Source organism: Bacillus sp. MZGC1 (assembly GCF_002998605.1).
In the GTDB taxonomy this organism is placed as follows: Bacteria; Bacillota; Bacilli; order Bacillales; family Bacillaceae; genus Bacillus.
Genome location: NZ_PVRE01000001.1, coordinates 763,525 through 780,353 on the forward strand (window position 1 = coordinate 763,525; position 16,829 = coordinate 780,353).

25 protein-coding genes are annotated in these 16,829 nt (G+C 39.2%); 21 read left to right on the forward strand and 4 right to left on the reverse strand.

Features of this window, described 5'->3' with window-relative positions; genetic code table 11:
* Positions 1–4: 4 nt before the first annotated feature.
* From metQ to sufB, 8 genes are all read left to right on the forward strand, one after another.
* Positions 5–826 carry a methionine ABC transporter substrate-binding lipoprotein MetQ gene (metQ, locus tag C6Y06_RS03770; protein ID WP_003212678.1) on the forward strand — a complete coding sequence of 274 codons (822 nt, stop codon included), beginning with the start codon at positions 5–7 and terminating at the stop codon, positions 824–826.
* Between the two features lie 104 nt (positions 827–930).
* Positions 931–1,299 carry a carboxymuconolactone decarboxylase family protein gene (locus tag C6Y06_RS03775; RefSeq protein WP_106036580.1) on the forward strand — a complete coding sequence of 123 codons (369 nt, stop codon included), beginning with the start codon at positions 931–933 and terminating at the stop codon, positions 1,297–1,299.
* A gap of 215 nt (positions 1,300–1,514) precedes the next feature.
* Entirely contained in the window at positions 1,515–1,652 is a 138-nt protein-coding gene (locus tag C6Y06_RS19995; protein ID WP_162839378.1) for a YuzK family famiily protein, read from the forward strand.
* A gap of 211 nt (positions 1,653–1,863) precedes the next feature.
* Positions 1,864–2,649: a Fe-S cluster assembly ATPase SufC gene (gene sufC, locus C6Y06_RS03780; RefSeq protein ID WP_003213654.1), complete on the forward strand. Its 786-nt coding sequence runs from the start codon at positions 1,864–1,866 to the stop codon at positions 2,647–2,649.
* Positions 2,650–2,667: 18 nt separating this feature from the next.
* Positions 2,668–3,981 (forward strand): Fe-S cluster assembly protein SufD, encoded by a 1,314-nt coding sequence (gene sufD, locus C6Y06_RS03785; protein ID WP_003213450.1) that lies wholly within the window; start codon positions 2,668–2,670, stop codon positions 3,979–3,981.
* Positions 3,981–5,201: a cysteine desulfurase gene (locus tag C6Y06_RS03790; protein ID WP_034659905.1), complete on the forward strand. Its 1,221-nt coding sequence runs from the start codon at positions 3,981–3,983 to the stop codon at positions 5,199–5,201. The genes sufD and C6Y06_RS03790 overlap by 1 nt, the downstream gene beginning before the upstream one ends.
* Positions 5,191–5,637, forward strand: a complete 447-nt coding sequence (sufU, locus tag C6Y06_RS03795; RefSeq protein WP_008347017.1) for a Fe-S cluster assembly sulfur transfer protein SufU — start codon at positions 5,191–5,193, stop codon at positions 5,635–5,637. The genes C6Y06_RS03790 and sufU overlap by 11 nt, the downstream gene beginning before the upstream one ends.
* A gap of 17 nt (positions 5,638–5,654) precedes the next feature.
* On the forward strand, positions 5,655–7,052 hold the full coding sequence (gene sufB / locus C6Y06_RS03800; protein WP_034659904.1) for a Fe-S cluster assembly protein SufB: 1,398 nt from the start codon (positions 5,655–5,657) through the stop codon (positions 7,050–7,052).
* Between the two features lie 78 nt (positions 7,053–7,130).
* Here the strand turns inward: sufB and C6Y06_RS03805 are convergent, their stop codons facing one another.
* From C6Y06_RS03805 to C6Y06_RS03815, 3 genes are read right to left on the reverse strand one after another with little or no spacing between them, the layout of a single operon-like run.
* On the reverse strand, positions 7,131–8,282 hold the full coding sequence (locus C6Y06_RS03805) for a site-specific integrase (RefSeq protein WP_106035597.1): 1,152 nt from the start codon (positions 8,280–8,282) through the stop codon (positions 7,131–7,133).
* Between the two features lie 35 nt (positions 8,283–8,317).
* On the reverse strand, positions 8,318–8,761 hold the full coding sequence (locus C6Y06_RS03810; RefSeq protein ID WP_106035596.1) for an ImmA/IrrE family metallo-endopeptidase: 444 nt from the start codon (positions 8,759–8,761) through the stop codon (positions 8,318–8,320).
* An 18-nt stretch (positions 8,762–8,779) separates the two neighbouring features.
* The gene (locus C6Y06_RS03815) at positions 8,780–9,199 is read right to left on the reverse strand and encodes a helix-turn-helix domain-containing protein (protein WP_099681833.1); all 420 of its coding nucleotides are present in this window, start codon (positions 9,197–9,199) and stop codon (positions 8,780–8,782) included.
* Between the two features lie 301 nt (positions 9,200–9,500).
* Between C6Y06_RS03815 and C6Y06_RS03820 the strand changes: the two genes are divergently transcribed.
* The 5 genes from C6Y06_RS03820 (at position 9,501) to C6Y06_RS03840 (ending at position 11,380) form a co-directional block, all read left to right on the forward strand.
* Positions 9,501–9,704, forward strand: a complete 204-nt coding sequence (locus C6Y06_RS03820; protein ID WP_034317533.1) for a helix-turn-helix domain-containing protein — start codon at positions 9,501–9,503, stop codon at positions 9,702–9,704.
* On the forward strand, positions 9,704–9,973 hold the full coding sequence (locus C6Y06_RS20540) for a group-specific protein (RefSeq protein WP_106035595.1): 270 nt from the start codon (positions 9,704–9,706) through the stop codon (positions 9,971–9,973). The genes C6Y06_RS03820 and C6Y06_RS20540 overlap by 1 nt, the downstream gene beginning before the upstream one ends.
* A 152-nt stretch (positions 9,974–10,125) precedes the next feature.
* Entirely contained in the window at positions 10,126–10,776 is a 651-nt protein-coding gene (locus C6Y06_RS03830) for a Rha family transcriptional regulator (protein ID WP_106035594.1), read from the forward strand.
* Between the two features lie 53 nt (positions 10,777–10,829).
* Positions 10,830–11,180, forward strand: a complete 351-nt coding sequence (locus tag C6Y06_RS03835; protein ID WP_106035593.1) for a hypothetical protein — start codon at positions 10,830–10,832, stop codon at positions 11,178–11,180.
* Positions 11,177–11,380, forward strand: a complete 204-nt coding sequence (locus tag C6Y06_RS03840; RefSeq protein WP_106035592.1) for a hypothetical protein — start codon at positions 11,177–11,179, stop codon at positions 11,378–11,380. The genes C6Y06_RS03835 and C6Y06_RS03840 overlap by 4 nt, the downstream gene beginning before the upstream one ends.
* A gap of 4 nt (positions 11,381–11,384) precedes the next feature.
* On the opposite strand, the gene C6Y06_RS03845 is transcribed toward C6Y06_RS03840, so the two are convergent.
* Positions 11,385–11,735 (reverse strand): hypothetical protein, encoded by a 351-nt coding sequence (locus C6Y06_RS03845; protein ID WP_106035591.1) that lies wholly within the window; start codon positions 11,733–11,735, stop codon positions 11,385–11,387.
* A gap of 192 nt (positions 11,736–11,927) precedes the next feature.
* Between C6Y06_RS03845 and C6Y06_RS03850 the strand changes: the two genes are divergently transcribed.
* The 8 genes from C6Y06_RS03850 to C6Y06_RS03885 all read left to right on the forward strand — a co-directional run bounded on the left by C6Y06_RS03850 (position 11,928) and on the right by C6Y06_RS03885 (position 16,820).
* The gene (locus C6Y06_RS03850) at positions 11,928–12,638 is read left to right on the forward strand and encodes a hypothetical protein (RefSeq protein ID WP_142394247.1); all 711 of its coding nucleotides are present in this window, start codon (positions 11,928–11,930) and stop codon (positions 12,636–12,638) included.
* A 163-nt stretch (positions 12,639–12,801) separates the two neighbouring features.
* Entirely contained in the window at positions 12,802–13,203 is a 402-nt protein-coding gene (locus C6Y06_RS03855; RefSeq protein WP_106035589.1) for a hypothetical protein, read from the forward strand.
* A 148-nt stretch (positions 13,204–13,351) separates the two neighbouring features.
* Positions 13,352–14,002, forward strand: a complete 651-nt coding sequence (locus tag C6Y06_RS03860; protein ID WP_223250670.1) for a Replication protein O — start codon at positions 13,352–13,354, stop codon at positions 14,000–14,002.
* Entirely contained in the window at positions 13,995–14,354 is a 360-nt protein-coding gene (locus tag C6Y06_RS03865) for a replicative helicase loader/inhibitor (RefSeq protein ID WP_106035587.1), read from the forward strand. The genes C6Y06_RS03860 and C6Y06_RS03865 overlap by 8 nt, the downstream gene beginning before the upstream one ends.
* Positions 14,351–15,679 (forward strand): replicative DNA helicase, encoded by a 1,329-nt coding sequence (dnaB, locus tag C6Y06_RS03870; RefSeq protein WP_106035586.1) that lies wholly within the window; start codon positions 14,351–14,353, stop codon positions 15,677–15,679. The genes C6Y06_RS03865 and dnaB overlap by 4 nt, the downstream gene beginning before the upstream one ends.
* 208 nt (positions 15,680–15,887) lie before the next feature.
* Entirely contained in the window at positions 15,888–16,046 is a 159-nt protein-coding gene (locus C6Y06_RS20000) for a hypothetical protein (RefSeq protein ID WP_189282613.1), read from the forward strand.
* Positions 16,047–16,212: 166 nt separating this feature from the next.
* Positions 16,213–16,371, forward strand: a complete 159-nt coding sequence (locus C6Y06_RS20005; RefSeq protein WP_404841038.1) for an XtrA/YqaO family protein — start codon at positions 16,213–16,215, stop codon at positions 16,369–16,371.
* A gap of 257 nt (positions 16,372–16,628) precedes the next feature.
* Positions 16,629–16,820: a hypothetical protein gene (locus C6Y06_RS03885; RefSeq protein WP_106035584.1), complete on the forward strand. Its 192-nt coding sequence runs from the start codon at positions 16,629–16,631 to the stop codon at positions 16,818–16,820.
* Positions 16,821–16,829 lie beyond the last annotated feature (9 nt).

The following is a 16,829-nucleotide window of genomic DNA, read 5'->3' on the forward strand; positions in this document are numbered from 1 at the left end:
ATTCATGAAGAAATTGATTTTAAGTGCACTATTTCTAGCATTTGCAGGCATCTTAGCTGCATGCGGTTCATCTAATAACGCAAGTGATAGCAAAACCATTACGGTTGCCGCTTCAAAAACACCACATGCCGAAATTCTTGAAGAAGCAAAACCACTTCTAAAAGAAAAAGGCTACGATCTAAAAGTGAAAGTACTTAGTGATTATAAAATGTACAACAAAGCGTTAGCTGAAAAAGAAGTGGATGCAAACTTTTTCCAACATATCCCTTACTTAAATGAAGAAAATAAATCAAACAAAGATTACAACCTAGTTAGTGCTGGTGCGGTTCACCTTGAGCCTTTCGGTATCTACTCTAAGAAATACAAATCAGTAAAAGATATTCCAAACGGCGGAACGATCATCATGACAAACAACGTAGCTGAACAAGGCCGTATGCTTGCACTATTGCAAAATGCTGGTGTCATTAAGATTGATCCTAAAGTTGATACAATCAACGCAACAGTAAAGAACATCAAAGAAAACCCGAAGAACCTAAAGTTCAAAAAAATCGCTCCTGAACTAACAGCGAAAGCTTATGAAAACAGTGAAGGCGATGCTGTGTTTATTAACGTCAACTATGCGATTCAAAATAAATTGAATCCGAAAAAAGATTCAATTGAACTTGAGCAAACAAAGAACAACCCATATGCAAACATCGTGGCGGTTCGCAAAGGTGAAGAAAAATCAGATAAGATCAAGACATTAATGGAAGTTCTTCACTCTGATAAAATCAAAGAATTCATCGACAAAAAATATGACGGTGCTGTACTACCGGTATCTGAATAACAATGTGTTAACCTCGCTTTCATCAAAGCGAGGTTTTTTTGTGTATTTTTTCAAATCTCGCTCATAATAAAAATGTACAAATGACCTGAAGGGATGGAATGAAGATGAATGAACAGCATATGAGCGGATCCATGCAGCAATCACTGACTGATTATAAAACGGCAATGGGTGAATTTCAGAAGAAAATGCCGGTGTTTGGGAAGAAATTCAATGAATTCACGGAGCAGTGCTTTCAGAGCGATTCATTAACGCAAAAGGAAAAACAAATGATTGCCCTTGGCATCAGTATTCATGCACAGGATGAATACTGCATGATTTATCATGCAAAGGGAGCGCTCGACCAAGGCGCGACAGAAGAGAATTTGCTAGAGGTCGTCAGTGTGGCGGCAGCGTTCGGCGGCGGTGCTGCACTAAGTCAAGGCATCACAGTTGTTCAGCAATGTATTGACGAATTTGGAGGACAGACGCATTAAGGGAAGGATAAGATGGCATTTATCCATATCAGGGAGTTGAGTCCTTCTCAGCCGATTGTGTGAGAAAATATGCCAGCATAGCGCGTCATATCCCTTTTGAGTGAAGCCACATGTCTTTGATACAATGAAGCTACACTCAAAGAAGGGAATGGTTTATTATTTGTTCGGACCATAGTACACTGGGATTGGATTATACCGCCGAGATGGAAAAGGCCATGCATAAGGCTCATGGCATGAGCTATGCAGAGTACGAAAGAGACCATGACTTACGGATGAAAGTGGAATATAAACGAGAGCAGTCCTATCGAGATGAGAAAAGACAGCTCGCAAAAATGAATATACGAGGCTATTAAATAGCTAAGGGACGGGGAGAACAGATTCCCGTCCTTTCTTTATGAAAACAGTCTTTTCGACATAAATCCTTTTATCTACCGGCTTTTTTTGTTAGAATTTTGAGAGCATCCTCTCACGCATATCGTGAATGTGTTGTATTCAGTTTTAATTTGTTATAAAATTAGAATGAGAATAAATTGAGAATAATGATTATTTTGGAGGTATCGATATATGACTGCTTCGACATTAACAATTAAGGACTTGCACGTTGAGATTGAAGGGAAAGAAATCTTAAAGGGTGTAAACCTCGAGATAAAAGGTGGAGAATTCCACGCAGTAATGGGACCAAACGGTACAGGTAAATCAACTTTATCTGCTGCCATTATGGGTCACCCTAAATATGAAGTAACAAAAGGTAGCATTTTGCTTGATGGCGAAGATGTACTTGAAATGGAAGTAGATGAGCGCGCTCAAGCAGGTCTTTTCCTTGCGATGCAATACCCATCTGAAATTAGTGGTGTGACAAATGCGGACTTCCTTCGTTCTGCTATTAACGCTCGCAGAGAAGAAGGCGATGAAATCTCTCTAATGAAATTCATCCGCAAAATGGACGAAAACATGGAGTTCCTTGAAATGGACCCAGACATGGCGCAACGCTACCTAAACGAAGGTTTCTCAGGCGGAGAGAAAAAACGCAATGAAATTCTTCAATTAATGATGATTGAACCTAAAATTGCGATCCTTGATGAAATCGATTCTGGTCTTGATATCGATGCGTTGAAAGTGGTTTCTAAAGGAATTAACAGAATGCGCGGCGAAAGCTTCGGTTGCTTAATGATCACTCACTATCAGCGTCTACTGAACTACATCACACCAGATCACGTTCATGTCATGATGCAAGGACGTATCGTGAAATCTGGCGGACCAGAGCTTGCACAACGTCTAGAAGCAGAAGGCTATGACTGGATTAAAAAAGAGTTAGGAATTGAAGACGAAACTGTTGGTCAAGAAGCGTAAGCGTTAGGAGGATTATTGATGACATTAGAAACGAAATTATCAGTAGATCAAGATTATGTCAAAAGCTTCTCCGAGAAGCATCAGGAACCGGCATGGATGAGTTCCCTTCGCTTACAGGCTCTTGAAAAAGCAGAAGACCTTCCAATGCCAAAGCCTGACAAAACGAATATTTCTAAATGGAATTTAACCAATTTCAAACAGCACACAGTCGAAAGTGCGCCATTTGGATCATTAGAAGAGCTTCCTGAAGAAGTGAAATCTCTCATTGATTTAGAGGACACGGATAAGACAGTCTACATTCAGCGTGATCAAACGCCAGCATACTTGTCTCTTTCAACAGAAGCGAAAGACAAAGGCGTGATCTTCACTGATCTTCATACAGCGCTTCGCGAACATGGTGATCTAGTGAAGAAATACTTCATGACGGATGCAGTGAAAGTAGATGAGCATAAACTAACAGCATTACATGCTGCTTTAGTCAATGGCGGAGCTTTCCTCTATGTACCAAAAAATGTAGAACTTGAAGCGCCAATTCAAGCCATCTACCTGCATGAAAATGACGACACGACTTTGTTCAATCATGTCATCGTCGTAGCAGACGATCATAGTGCAGTGACATATGTAGAAAACTACATTAGTACAGCAAAACCTGAAGAAGCAATCTTCAATATCGTGTCCGAAGTGTTCACGGGAGCTAATGCCCGCGTCACATACGGCGCAGTAGATAACCTTTCAGAAGGTGTCACAGTCTATGTGAACAGACGCGGTATGGCAAGTGGCCGTGACAGTAAAATCGAATGGGCGCTTGGCCTGATGAATGATGGAGACGTCGTGTCTGAAAACATCACAAAGCTTATGGGCGACGGGACATTCGGTGATACAAAATCAGTTGTTGTCGGCCGCGGGAATCAAACGGAAAACTTTACAACAAGCATCATCCACTTCGGTAAAAACTCTGAAGGGTATATCTTGAAGCATGGTGTGATGAAGGATCAAGCATCCTCTATCTTTAACGGAATTGGTAAAATCGAGCATGGCGCAACGAAGTCAAATGCCGAGCAGGAATCACGTGTTCTCATGCTGAGTGAGAAAGCACGCGGTGATGCAAACCCAATTCTATTAATTGATGAAGATGATGTCACAGCAGGGCATGCTGCTTCTGTTGGACGTGTCGATCCAATTCAACTCTATTACCTCATGAGCCGCGGGATTTCCAAAGAAGATGCAGAAAGACTTGTAATTTATGGCTTCTTAAATCCAGTCGTCAAAGAACTGCCGATTGAAGGAGTTAAAAAGCAGCTCGTTTCTGTGATTGAAAGGAAAGTAAAATAATGAATATCAAAGACGTTCGTGAGCAATTTCCAATCCTTCATCAGCAAGTGAACGGACATGATTTGGTGTATTTGGACAGTGCAGCGACTTCTCAAAAACCAAGAGTGGTCATTGATGCAATGAATGAGTATTACCGGTCTTACAACTCGAACGTCCACCGGGGTGTTCATACCCTTGGCACAAAAGCAACGGACGCATACGAGGGTGCGAGAGAGAAAGTTCGTGCATTCATCCGTGCTTCATCTGTCCAAGAAATTATTTTTACTAGAGGGACAACAACTGCACTAAACACAGTGGCGATCAGCTATGCTAGAGCAAACCTCAAAGAAGGCGATGAGATTGTCATTACGCACATGGAGCACCATGCAAATATCATCCCTTGGCAGCAAGCAGCAAAAGCAACTGGCGCCACATTGAAATACATTCCGTTACAGGAAGACGGCACGCTATCGCTTGAAGATGTGAAGCAAACGGTCACACATCAAACGAAAATCGTCGCTGTCACACATGTCTCAAACGTATTAGGAACCATCAACCCGATTAAAGAGATCGCTAAAATTGCCCATGATCATGGGGCAATCATTGTCGTCGATGGTGCGCAAAGCACGCCGCACATGCAAATTGATGTTCAGGATCTAGATTGTGACTTTTTCGCATTCTCTGGGCATAAAATGTGTGGACCGACTGGCATCGGTGTACTTTACGGGAAGAAGGACCTTTTGAATAATATGGAGCCTGCTGAGTTTGGCGGTGAAATGATCGACTTTGTGGATCTGTATGATTCTACTTGGAAAGAGCTGCCGTGGAAATTTGAAGCGGGAACACCGATTATTGCCGGAGCAGTTGGACTAGGAAAAGCGATTGATTTCTTAAATGACATTGGTATGGAAGAAGTCAGCCGTTACGAGCATCAGCTTGCCACTTATGCGCTTGAGCGCTTTAAGGAGCTTGACGGTGCGACAGTTTATGGACCGCAGCACCGAGCTGGACTTGTGACGTTTAACTTAGACGACGTCCATCCACATGATGCGTCAACTGTTCTGGATACGGAAGGTGTCGCCATTCGTGCTGGACACCACTGTGCACAGCCGCTCATGAAATGGCTTGGTGTATCAGCGACTGCAAGAGCAAGCTTCTATCTGTACAATACAGAAGAAGAGATTGACGAGCTCATCGCAGCGCTCCGTAAGACAAAGGAGTATTTTACGAATGTCTTTTAATGTAAACTTAGACACACTGTACAGACAAGTGATTATGGATCATTATAAAAATCCGAGAAACAAAGGTGTGTTAAACGACAGCATTGTCGTCGATATGAACAACCCAACGTGTGGTGACCGCATTCGTCTCACGATGAAAATCGAAGACGAAAAAGTCATTGATGCGAAATTTGAAGGAGAAGGATGCTCTATTTCGATGGCATCTGCCTCTATGATGACGCAGGCGATTAAAGGGAAAGATATTGAAACAGCTTTGAAAATGTCTCAGATTTTCTCCGATATGATGCTAGGAAAAGAATACGACGATTCCATTGATCTTGGTGACATTGAGGCGCTGCAAGGAGTGGCAAAATTCCCAGCCCGCATCAAATGTGCAACATTATCCTGGAAGGCGCTTGAAAAAGGCGCATCTGCCGAAGATAACGGCAAATCATAAGATTGGAGTGAAAATGGATGGCTAAAAAAATGCCAGATGTTGGTGAATATAAATACGGCTTTTCTGATAAAGACGTTTCCATTTTCCGTTCAGAGCGCGGACTGACAAAAGAGATCGTTGAAGAAATTTCTCGTATGAAAGAAGAGCCTCAGTGGATGCTCGACTTCCGTTTGAAATCTCTTGAGCACTTTTACAACATGCCGATGCCACAATGGGGCGGAGATTTAAATGCATTAAACTTTGATGAAATTACGTACTACGTAAAGCCATCTGAGCGCTCTGAGCGTTCTTGGGATGAAGTACCAGAAGAAATCAAACAAACCTTTGATAAGCTTGGTATCCCAGAAGCAGAGCAAAAGTATTTAGCAGGTGTATCTGCTCAGTATGAATCTGAAGTTGTGTATCACAATATGAAGCAGGACCTTGAAGATCTAGGCATTGTGTTTAAAGATACAGACAGCGCATTAAAAGAGAACGAAGACATCTTCCGTGAGCACTGGGCAAAAGTCATTCCTCCGACTGACAACAAATTTGCTGCGCTTAACTCGGCTGTATGGTCTGGTGGTTCATTTATCTACGTACCAAAGGGCGTCAAAGTAGATACACCACTTCAAGCATACTTCCGTATCAACTCTGAAAACATGGGTCAGTTCGAGCGTACACTCATCATCGTTGATGAAGGCGCACATGTGCATTACGTAGAAGGCTGTACAGCACCAGTTTACACAACAAACTCACTTCATAGTGCGGTTGTTGAAATCGTCGTCAAAAAAGGCGGCTACTGCCGTTATACAACGATTCAAAACTGGGCAAACAACGTTTTCAACCTTGTGACGAAACGTACAGTATGTGAAGAAAATGCAACTATGGAATGGATTGATGGAAACATCGGTTCTAAGCTGACAATGAAATACCCAGCAGTCATCCTAAAAGGTGAAGGCGCTCGTGGTATGACATTAAGTATTGCCCTAGCAGGTAAAGGTCAGCACCAAGATGCAGGTGCAAAAATGATTCACCTTGCACCAAACACATCTTCAACGATCGTATCGAAATCGATTTCGAAACAAGGCGGTAAAGTCACATACCGCGGAATCGTTCACTTCGGACGCAAAGCAGAGGGTGCACGCTCAAACATCGAGTGTGACACACTCATCATGGATAACAAATCAACATCTGATACAATCCCTTACAATGAAATCTTAAACGACAACATTTCATTAGAGCACGAAGCGAAGGTATCAAAAGTATCAGAAGAACAGCTATTCTACTTGATGAGCCGCGGAATTTCTGAAGAAGAAGCAACGGAAATGATCGTCATGGGCTTCATCGAACCATTCACAAAAGAACTGCCAATGGAATACGCCGTTGAAATGAACCGTTTGATTAAGTTTGAAATGGAAGGTAGTATAGGTTAACCGTTGATATACCGGGGATTAAAGGTGTTTAGGTAATGTATTTATATTAAGCACCCACAAAACACCCACAAAATTTAATTAATGAACATACCGCAGATACATTTCCATTGCTTGGTCTTCAATTTTTTTGGTGACATGGAGATACGTATCTGCGGTTGTTTTTATGCTAGAATGTCCTAACCGTTCCGATACATATTTAATATTCACACCTGCTTCTAAAAGATGTACAGCATGACTATGTCTCAATGTATGTGGAGACAGAACGGGAAGATTTGCTCTTTTACAGACTTCTTTAAAATACTCTCTCACAACATTTGTTTTTAACCACTTACCTTCATGCTGAAAGAAGACAATGTTATTTTCAGGCTGAATATAATTGTTGTACATTAAAACGACTTCGTGTCTGTTAACTCGGTGTTTTTTCAATAACGACACTGTATGATCATCAAGTTTTATTGTTCTGTAACTAGATTGTGTTTTAGGTGTTGAAATGTAAGGTTGAGTGTTCAAGGGATATACAAGGGTTTTATCAATTGTTAACTCTGCGTTTTTTAAATTTATATCATCCCATGTTAATGCGAGAGCTTCGCCGATCCGTAAACCTGTTCTTGCAATTAAAGTGAAAAGGACGTAATACTGAATTGAATGTGAATATTTTGCATTCTTAACAGGTGTTTTTACTTGATTTAAAAATATTTCAGTTTGTGAAAGGGTAAAGTATTTTAATGTTTTTTTCTGCTCCTTCTTTTTAGGTATTTTTATGTTTACCAACGGGTTTTCTCGAAGAATTCTAAAATCATGTACAGCTTCATTTAAAGCTGAATTCATTATACTGTGAATTCTTCTAATAGTTCCTTCGCTATATTTTTCAATCAATTCATTTAACCATTTTTGATATTCATTCCGTTCAATGTCTCTTAAACGATAATGTTCCCATCTAGGTAAAATATTGATTCTAATAGTTCTTTCTTGTAAAGAGTAGGTTGTTTTTTTTACGGATGGTTTTTTATATATTTCTAACCAATCGGGAAAGTACCCCCCGACTGTTTCGTTTGTTGAATCAAAACCAACATATTCAAGATCGTGCGCTGTTTTTTCCGCAGCGATCCTAGCTTCTTTTTTTGTTTTAAAGCCCCTTTTTGATTTCTCTTTATACTTCTCCGTTCTTTTATCTTTATATCTAATTCTAAATTCCCAAGTACCGTTTTCATGTTGTCTGAAACTAGCCAAGATAATTCACTCCCTGCTTTTATTTTCAGATGCATTCAAGAACATTTGTTCGATTTTTTGTTTAAAAAAATACTACGGTAATTTTGTACAAGTTCTTTCGGAATGCCATATTCATTGAATTCACAAAAAGTAATACCCCTTTGAACGGAAGAAAACAATAAATGCATTGCGAAAAAGTTTGCTTCCAGTTCAATTTTTTCTGTTGAAAAGAAAGTGTTTTTTTTCAAGAATGGAGTATTAGAATCACTATGAAGCAAGGCGTGTCCTAGTTCGTGAGCGCAAACAAAGAAACCACTTTTCTCACTTACCTTTTCATTAATGTGAATGAATTTCGTACGAAAATGTTTGCTATAGTAACCCAAGGTATTCCCTAAATCTTCATGAATTACAATAATATCTAGTTTATTAGCAATGAAAAAGGGATCAGATGACTTAAATTTATTTTGTAATGTTGAAACTGTTTCAGTAATTACGCCCATGATTTAAAATATCATTCCTTATCTATATTTTTTAGGAGTGTATTTTTGTTTTGCTATTTTTTTTGCTATTCTCAAAGTGTTCTCAAGACTTGCGATTAAAAGCTCTTTATCTTCTTCTTCCATGTCATCAATGGTTTGACCGTCAAAGGCAGCATAACTATTTCCTTCAAGTCCGTTTATAATGTTTTGCAATTCCTTTTGTATGTCCTTCTCATCTTTTTCCGTTAAATCAACATTTCTTTTAACTTCGGTTCGTCCCAAAAGGTAATCCGTTGACACGTCAAAATAATCAGCAATTTTTTGGAGTTTATCAGCTCCGGGGGTTTGAGTTTTTAACCTGTATAAAGTGTTTTTTGAATAACCAAGCGATTTTTCTAAATCATTAATAGAAATTTTTCTTTCGTTGCACAACTCTTTTACTATGTCAAAAACCGTCATATCAACCATCCTTATGAGCTAGTCAAACAAAATTAAATTTTAAGCATAAAAAACTCTTGATTAATTTATGCTTATAGTTTAATATTGGTGACATAAGCTAATTAGTTAGCTAAAAGGCAATAAAAAATACGACCTACGGAAAATACATTTTAGACGCTGGGGAGCAATGAAATGTACAATTACAGGCTTTTTAAAGTCTTATTTAGCTATGGGTATATATTAAACTATACGCATAAAAAGGTCAATAAGATTTAGCTAATTAATTAGCTTTTTATATTTTTTGGAAGGAGGTAAGACTTTAATGCAATTTCTCACTGCCGCTAGAGTTAAGTCAGAAATGTATGTGCAAGGTATGACGCAAAAGCAGTTAGCAGAAATGTTGGGTGTGTCTGCCCCTTATATCAGCGACATCATCAACGGTAAAAAAACGGGAAGAAAAGCACAAGAACACGCTAAACACATTTGCAAAATATTAGGGATATCCGAGAGGGGTGGATGGGATTAATGATCACTTTTGAAATTGATCAAAACCTTTTAGAAGAACAGGTGTCAAAAGAGCTTTCAAAAAGACTTGAAGCGATTGAACACAGGGTTACATTTTGGGACACAAAAGAACTGTGTAAGCAAACAAACATGAGTCTCAACTTCATAAAAGAAACCTTTTTTTACGATTCGAGGTTTCCAAAATATCGAGTCGGCACAAAATGGCTTTTTCCTGCAAAAGAATGCGAACAGTTTTTAATAACTTGGCTCAAAGAACAATCCAGGGGATAAAGTTTCGATTGTTCCCCGAAAGTGGGGAAAGGCGCAAATTGAAGAATTTTCAAATTCGCTGCAACTCGTTTTGTTGAATGGCCACTCTTTCTTATGTACGGGTAAGTTTTGAATCAAATGAATTAAGACATTATTTCGATAGGAGGAACAACATGAATAACAATTTACAAGTAATTGAGCAGAATGGACAATATCTAGTCGATAGTCGGGAAGTAGCTGAAATGACTGGAAAGCGTCACTCGGATTTAATTAGAACAATTAAAGGTTATATTGACACGATTTTAACCGACGCAAAATTGCGTTCGTTAGATTTCTTCGTTTCTTCAACTTATGAGGATAACAAAGGCGAAGTAAGACCTCATTACCTTTTAACTAAAAAAGGTTGTGAAATGGTCGCCAACAAAATGACAGGCGAGAAAGGTGTATTGTTCACCGCTGCTTACGTGACCCAATTTAATCAGATGGAACAAAACTTACAAAACTTTTCTAATCTTAGCCCGCAGCTTCAACAGATGATTCGACTTGAGCAAAGACAGAACGAAACAGATGAGCGGATTGGCAAACTAGAAAACAATTTATCTATAAATGCGTATCAGCAAACCGTGATTCAAAAGCGAATCAACAAACGTGTATATGAGCTTATCGAGCGATATGGAGAAGAAGAAGAAGTAAAACGCCGTATGTTCTCAAGCATTCACCGCAATTTTAGGGACGCTTTCGCAGTACCCACATACAAGGATTTAAGAAAACTAGACTTTGAGGAAGCTATTTCATGGATCAGCGTTTGGAGACCGCTGATATAATCTCACAGCGCAAAAATGCGCCGTAAAATTCTTTCAGAAAGAAGGTAAAGCAAATGGAATTGTTGATAGAAAACATTTGTCCCGAGCCAGTAGATCGTGAGAGCTTTATCCGAAACATTCGATCTGTTATTAGACTTAAAGGTTTCGTCCTATTCTATAAATCGGAAAGCAACAACAACGGTACTATCTTTGAAGTTGTGGAACAGGTTCATCATGAGCGCGGCGCTGCTATTAGTAGATTCGATGTGAACGGTGTTCCCTGCGTCTTGCGGTTGAGAGAAGCGTCAGTAGAAGAAATACTAGACGTCAAGGCAAAATTGAAAGCACAGGGCGAAGGGGCATATATTCCGATAGAACATGCAATTTCATTGGATAATATCGAAACACAGGAGGTAACAGCATGAGCGACAAGCAAAATAAAACAACCCCTGCGGCAACAGAGGTTGAAATTTCAAAAGAAAAATTAAAATGGATGAAGGAAGCTGGCATTAGAGAATTCGATGAACCAATGAAATACCATTCTAAATGTGGTAAGCATCTTTTTTCAGAAAAGTATATTAGGGAAACTTCACTGGAAAAATTAAAATCGAAATTCTCTAATTGACATTTTAAATAAATGGTACGAGACCTTTTAATTTACCAATGTGATCTATAACTCCATCTATTCCATTTTTGAATCTGTTTTCCATGTAGATAATGCCTTTGTCTGTAAGTTCAACACGATATGCAACATCATCGGCATACCAACAGGAAACAAGTTCTGCACGGTGAAGAGATGAACAAGTATCATCTACATCATCGTAGGACCACTTGGGAGTTAGGTTCTCATAAATCTCTTTTGAGCTACCGAAAACCCTTGCATCTGCTTTGGGCGATCCGTTTTTAATGTCTTGTTTGTACTTTTTATAAAGTATGCAAATTAACGCATCTGAATCTTTGGTTAATTGAATATCGTTCATAGTTTCACCCCCTATCTAAACAGATAGGAACATTATACCAGTGTAAGAGTTTAGCAAAAAGATAGAATTGAAATATTTTCTATTCACAGGTGATACCCGCTGCCGCTCCGGGCAGAAATACATTTTAGGAGGACAAAACAAATGACAACAATCACGACTTGGAATAAGAGACTAAAGAAGGTTTACACAGAGGTGAAAGAGATTGAACCGCTCTTAACCGCTGCTATTAAAAAGTATGAAAGCATGTATTCACACGGTGTTAAAAAGGTCATGCAGGCCAATTTGAAAGAGATTATGGCAGGAGTGCCAAAAGAAGAAGCCATTGAATTATTGGGGCCCAAGTTACTAGATGTGTTTGAGTGGGACGATATTCTTCCAGTGGTGGAATACAGCAAATTCAATGCTTTGGTTTGGGCTAAACATATTCAAAGAGAATTAAATGAACAGGAAGAAGTCATTTTATATTATCGAAATCGTCTATGGAAAATTTATTATTTGCTTGAAAAATTAGAAAAGGTTTATGAAAAGAATTACGAAAAGAAAAAAGTTAGAAAAGTCGATGAGTTGATGTACAAAGTGACACACCTAATTCTCTTACGTCCCGAACATTTTGTAGACATTGCTCAACTTATCAAATTCTCATTTTTCCCTATGACTAAAAATGAATTCTTGTCATTGCTATCGATTGACCACAGCAAAGAAAGAGCGGAGGAAATAAAGAGCTACATGGACTCTATTCCTGCAGAAGTTGATTTTAATACATTTTGTTATTTTGTTCATGAATGGGTGTTAGAAGATGAAAAAAGCGACGAATTCTTTTCGATTTTATCACACGACAATATAGAAACAGCCATAAAACGTTTGGACAAGTTTCGTTTAGACATAGCCGTCCAAAAAAGCTGACCCACTCGGGATCAGCCTAAATTCTTACTTGTCATCATTATAGGGTTATGCAAGTAAGGAAGGGTATCGGGAAGCTCCTACACTTCCCGATATTGAATAGACTTTAACATGATTAACAAAAAAATACAATAATCAAATTTTAGATAAAAAGGGGATTTTTAAAATGAAATTAATGGGGACACCTTCAAAGGTATTCAAAGCGAGAGCGAAGTTAGAGCATATCGGACGTCAAGATGAAAAAGAAGCTCATATGTATGATGCGGGCATGGTGGCCGTTCTAAAGTTTGTTGCGGCTAAAACCCTTTACGATTCACAAGGGCCGCTTAATACTGACATTGAGTGGTCTGAATCCACAGTACACGCACAAGAAAACGTAGATGATTTGTATGAGAACCTAGAAGGATTGTTGTCTAACTCAAAAAAACTATTGAAAGACTTTGATTCAGTGCACGCAGCAAAAGCAGGTCTTGAGGTTGAAGATGCTTTTGTAACTGGATTCGTTGCGGGTTTCCGCTACTTGATGGACGAAGCAGCATACAGCAAGAACGTAAATTTTCTAAAGTAAGGTGATTGATATGGTCGGTTGGATCAAGTTGCATAGGAAGATTAGAAGTAACCCAATTTTCAATGATCCGCAGTTATTAAGGTTATGGCTAATATGTCTAACAGAGGCTTCGCATACAGAACATGATCAGATAGTGGGTAGACAAACAGTGAAGCTAAAGCCAGGTGATTTTGTGACAGGTCGTTTTGCTTTGATGGACATGTACAATACCGGTCTTAAATCTAAGGACAGGGTAAAGGGAGAAAAGACAATTTTTCGTTGGTTGGAACAGCTTCAAGAAATGGGATATTTAACAATAAAAAAGACCAACAAGTTCAGCATTGTAAGCATTGATAATTGGGCTATTTATCAAGATGGGGCTTCCGAAAACGACAACAGTCTGACCATCAAAAGACCATCAAATGACCATCAAATGACCACAAACAAGAATGTAAAGAATGATAAGAATGAAAAGAAGATAAATAATTCTCGTCACAAGTACGAACCTTGTGACCTTGAGAATGCCAACTTGCTTTATCAAAAAATACTTGAAAATAATCCGCAAGCTAAGAAACCAAACCTTGAAAAATGGGCGAGTGATTTTAGGTTGATTAGACAGATCGACCAGCGGACGGATGCACAGGTGAAGTATTTGATTAACTGGACGCAAAAAGATAGTTTTTGGAAATCGAATATATTAAGTCCTGCAAGTCTAAGAAAGCAATTCGATAAATTGACCGTAAAAATTAAAAGCGATAGAGAAGCAGCAAAGAGAAAAGTGGCTGTGAATGAAAAGGAGTTTGATTTGACAGATGACTAAAGCAGAGACACTTGAATTGTTAAAACTAATCAAGACATATTACGACCATTTCGAGTTTGATCAAACAAAGCTAGACGCATGGGCAAGAATCTTAAAGCCCGAGAATTACGAGAAGATCGAGGCGAATTTGATCGTTTATGTGAAATACAATCAGTTTCCGCCTAAAGTTGCTGATCTAATCAAAGCGAAAGAGGCGAGAAAAGACCGATCTGCTGCCATACCGAACGCCGAGGAAACTCAAAACTATCTTGCTGAAATGGACAAGGCTGAACCAACCGAGGAAGAACAAGAGCAGATCGAGCGGCATAAAGCAGAGATACGAAAGGTACTTGGGATAGGTGATCTATCATGACAGGAGCGGTATTTTATTACAACGATGAAGCGGAACAGCAATATCTAGGCGCAATCTTACAAGAGCCGGATTTGATTAAATATTCGCAGCTCAAGCCGCTGCATTTCTACAGACAACAAAATCAATCCATTTTCAAAGCCTTTCAAGAGCTTGATAAAAAGGGCGAACCTATTGACCTAGTCGCAATTATTGAACATGTTGGGCGTGAAAATATAAAAAGTATAGGCGGTAGAGAATACTTATCCGGGTTGATGAACACGGCAGCCACCACCGCAAGACAGTCCTACTTTGAAAATGTGATCATTGAATACTGGCAAAAGCGAGAGATTGCAAAAATAGCCGCTGATCTTAAAGAATCATCCAAAAGTGAGGACACAAGTCAAGTCATTCAAGAAGGTATTAGCTCTCTCATGAGTTTAGAGGATGCGGCTGGCACGGATGATGATGGGTCTATCAATAATGATCTTGTTGAAATCTATCAGGAGTTAGAAACCCCTAAAGGTGATGTAACTGGTATGCCTAGCGGTTTTATTGAATTGGATCGAATGACGTCGGGTTTTCAGAAGCAAGAATTTATCATCGTCGCCGCTCGTCCATCCGTAGGAAAAACCGCCTTTTGTTTGAATGTCGCAAGTAACTTCATGGAAAACCCGCTCAACTTAAATAAAGGCGGAGCGGTTGGCATCTTTTCGCTTGAAATGTCACGTAAGCAATTAATAAAACGGATGCAATCAAGCATAGGAAATATTAATGCTCAATCTATTCGCACGAGTAATTTAAACGCTGATGAGTGGGGCAGATTAAGTAAGGTGAACGGGGTTTTAGATAGTGCCGCTCTTAGAATATTTGATCAACCGGGCATGACGATTAATGACATTTGGGCAAAGGCTCGCAAGATGAGAAGGGAATTTGAAGGCAAGGACATGATGATCATTATTGACTATCTGCAATTGATCGTCGGAAACCCAGTCCACAGAGGAAATAGAACAGCAGAAATCGGAGAAATTAGCCGTATGCTCAAGCAGATGGCAAGGGAATTGGACATTGCTGTTATAGCATTGAGTCAGCTTTCACGTGGGGTTGAACAACGCCAGGATAAGCGCCCTATGATGTCAGATATTCGAGAATCAGGGCAGATCGAGCAAGACGCTGATGTGATCGCCTTCCTTTATCGTGATGATTATTACGACAAAGAGTCAGAGAATAAAAACATAATTGAAGTTATCATAGCAAAACAGCGGAATGGTCCCGTTGGTACTGTGTCACTAGCGTTCGTCAAAGAATATAACCAATTCGTCAATTTGGAATATAGGCAATCGTCATGACGGTCAAAGATTGGTATAACGAGGCGATGACATTCAATTATTACGCCTTGATATTGCTAATCGAATTTCTTGTTTACGAAAAGGCAGTAATAAAGTGGACGGACCAAGATGAAAAACTTTTCTTTTACTTACAACCGAAATTTCATTCGAGAATGAATGAGCATTTGAAGAACTATCATACAAAAATTCAATTGGAGGAATCGGGCATATGAACAATGAGAAAGAGCGGCTAACCGAAGAACAAAGACAATTTTATATTGGATGGCTAACCGTTGCTGGGCGAGGATATTCACGGGAGTTTTACGAGGAAATGAGTGACCAGGAACTAGAAAAACAATATTTGCTTAACGTGCCCCAAGAAATTTGACTAAACGATTTACGTTCAGTAACAAGGTGAGGCGGGAAAATGAAAAAACGGCTACTACTCTTTTATATCGTTTTCGGATCAATTTCTGTTTTAGCGGTCATGAATATAAATTAAGGAGGCAATGAAAGACTTGAGATTACAAGACATTCCAAGTAAAATTATAGATATTGAGACTTTAGGCACAGGAAAAGAGTCCATTGTGTTGGTTTTCTCTGATGGAAGAGCGAGATATGCGCCGCTGCCGTCTCATGGCGAAACAAAAATAGTTACACATGATGATAAAGTAACTCGTGTTAACTTTAACGAAGGCGAGTTATTCAAATAAACCGTTCTACCGGAAAGCCGGGGGACACTGATCATTACAGCAAAACGCTGTGTGATTGGTGTCCCTTTTTTTATTTTCAGAAAAGGAGAGATTTGTATGCAAAAACTAACAGCGGAAGAATTACAGGCTCTTAGGAAATTGGAAAGATGGTGCTACGACACAATGAATAAGGCTAGTATTCCGCCCGTTTTATTGACTAAGTTACTAAACGGTTATAACCCGAAACAGGATAACTAGAAATTAAGGAGAGGAATGGAATGAAAACGTTGAGAGCTGCTTTTATAAAAGCGGGTTATAAATCTATGCCAATAAAAAGAACTGACGTTCCTGCGAACAAATGTACTCGAAATCGCACGCAGGAGCTTTCAGAAGAAGATATAAAGTCGCTCATGGGTATTTATCGTCCAACATATAAAAGAGGGCGTGGCGGGGCATTTAAAAGCAAATAAAAGGGGGTG

Excerpts from the sequence above, each read along its gene's own strand:
- C6Y06_RS03845 (WP_106035591.1), bottom strand. The coding sequence starts at position 11,735 with ATGAACGATATTCAATTAACCAAAGATTCAGATGCGTTAATTTGCATA.
- C6Y06_RS03840 (WP_106035592.1), top strand. The coding sequence starts at position 11,177 with ATGAGCGACAAGCAAAATAAAACAACCCCTGCGGCAACAGAGGTTGAA.
- C6Y06_RS03855 (WP_106035589.1), top strand. The coding sequence starts at position 12,802 with ATGAAATTAATGGGGACACCTTCAAAGGTATTCAAAGCGAGAGCGAAG.
- metQ (WP_003212678.1), top strand. The coding sequence starts at position 5 with ATGAAGAAATTGATTTTAAGTGCACTATTTCTAGCATTTGCAGGCATC.
- sufD (WP_003213450.1), top strand. The coding sequence starts at position 2,668 with ATGACATTAGAAACGAAATTATCAGTAGATCAAGATTATGTCAAAAGC.
- C6Y06_RS20000 (WP_189282613.1), top strand. The coding sequence starts at position 15,888 with ATGAACAATGAGAAAGAGCGGCTAACCGAAGAACAAAGACAATTTTAT.
- sufC (WP_003213654.1), top strand. The coding sequence starts at position 1,864 with ATGACTGCTTCGACATTAACAATTAAGGACTTGCACGTTGAGATTGAA.
- C6Y06_RS03775 (WP_106036580.1), top strand. The coding sequence starts at position 931 with ATGAATGAACAGCATATGAGCGGATCCATGCAGCAATCACTGACTGAT.
- C6Y06_RS03820 (WP_034317533.1), top strand. The coding sequence starts at position 9,501 with ATGCAATTTCTCACTGCCGCTAGAGTTAAGTCAGAAATGTATGTGCAA.
- C6Y06_RS03885 (WP_106035584.1), top strand. The coding sequence starts at position 16,629 with ATGAAAACGTTGAGAGCTGCTTTTATAAAAGCGGGTTATAAATCTATG.
- C6Y06_RS03790 (WP_034659905.1), top strand. The coding sequence starts at position 3,981 with ATGAATATCAAAGACGTTCGTGAGCAATTTCCAATCCTTCATCAGCAA.
- sufB (WP_034659904.1), top strand. The coding sequence starts at position 5,655 with ATGGCTAAAAAAATGCCAGATGTTGGTGAATATAAATACGGCTTTTCT.
- C6Y06_RS03830 (WP_106035594.1), top strand. The coding sequence starts at position 10,126 with ATGAATAACAATTTACAAGTAATTGAGCAGAATGGACAATATCTAGTC.
- C6Y06_RS03810 (WP_106035596.1), bottom strand. The coding sequence starts at position 8,761 with ATGGGCGTAATTACTGAAACAGTTTCAACATTACAAAATAAATTTAAG.
- C6Y06_RS03835 (WP_106035593.1), top strand. The coding sequence starts at position 10,830 with ATGGAATTGTTGATAGAAAACATTTGTCCCGAGCCAGTAGATCGTGAG.
- sufU (WP_008347017.1), top strand. The coding sequence starts at position 5,191 with ATGTCTTTTAATGTAAACTTAGACACACTGTACAGACAAGTGATTATG.
- C6Y06_RS03865 (WP_106035587.1), top strand. The coding sequence starts at position 13,995 with ATGACTAAAGCAGAGACACTTGAATTGTTAAAACTAATCAAGACATAT.
- C6Y06_RS03815 (WP_099681833.1), bottom strand. The coding sequence starts at position 9,199 with ATGACGGTTTTTGACATAGTAAAAGAGTTGTGCAACGAAAGAAAAATT.
- C6Y06_RS20540 (WP_106035595.1), top strand. The coding sequence starts at position 9,704 with ATGATCACTTTTGAAATTGATCAAAACCTTTTAGAAGAACAGGTGTCA.
- C6Y06_RS19995 (WP_162839378.1), top strand. The coding sequence starts at position 1,515 with ATGCATAAGGCTCATGGCATGAGCTATGCAGAGTACGAAAGAGACCAT.
- dnaB (WP_106035586.1), top strand. The coding sequence starts at position 14,351 with ATGACAGGAGCGGTATTTTATTACAACGATGAAGCGGAACAGCAATAT.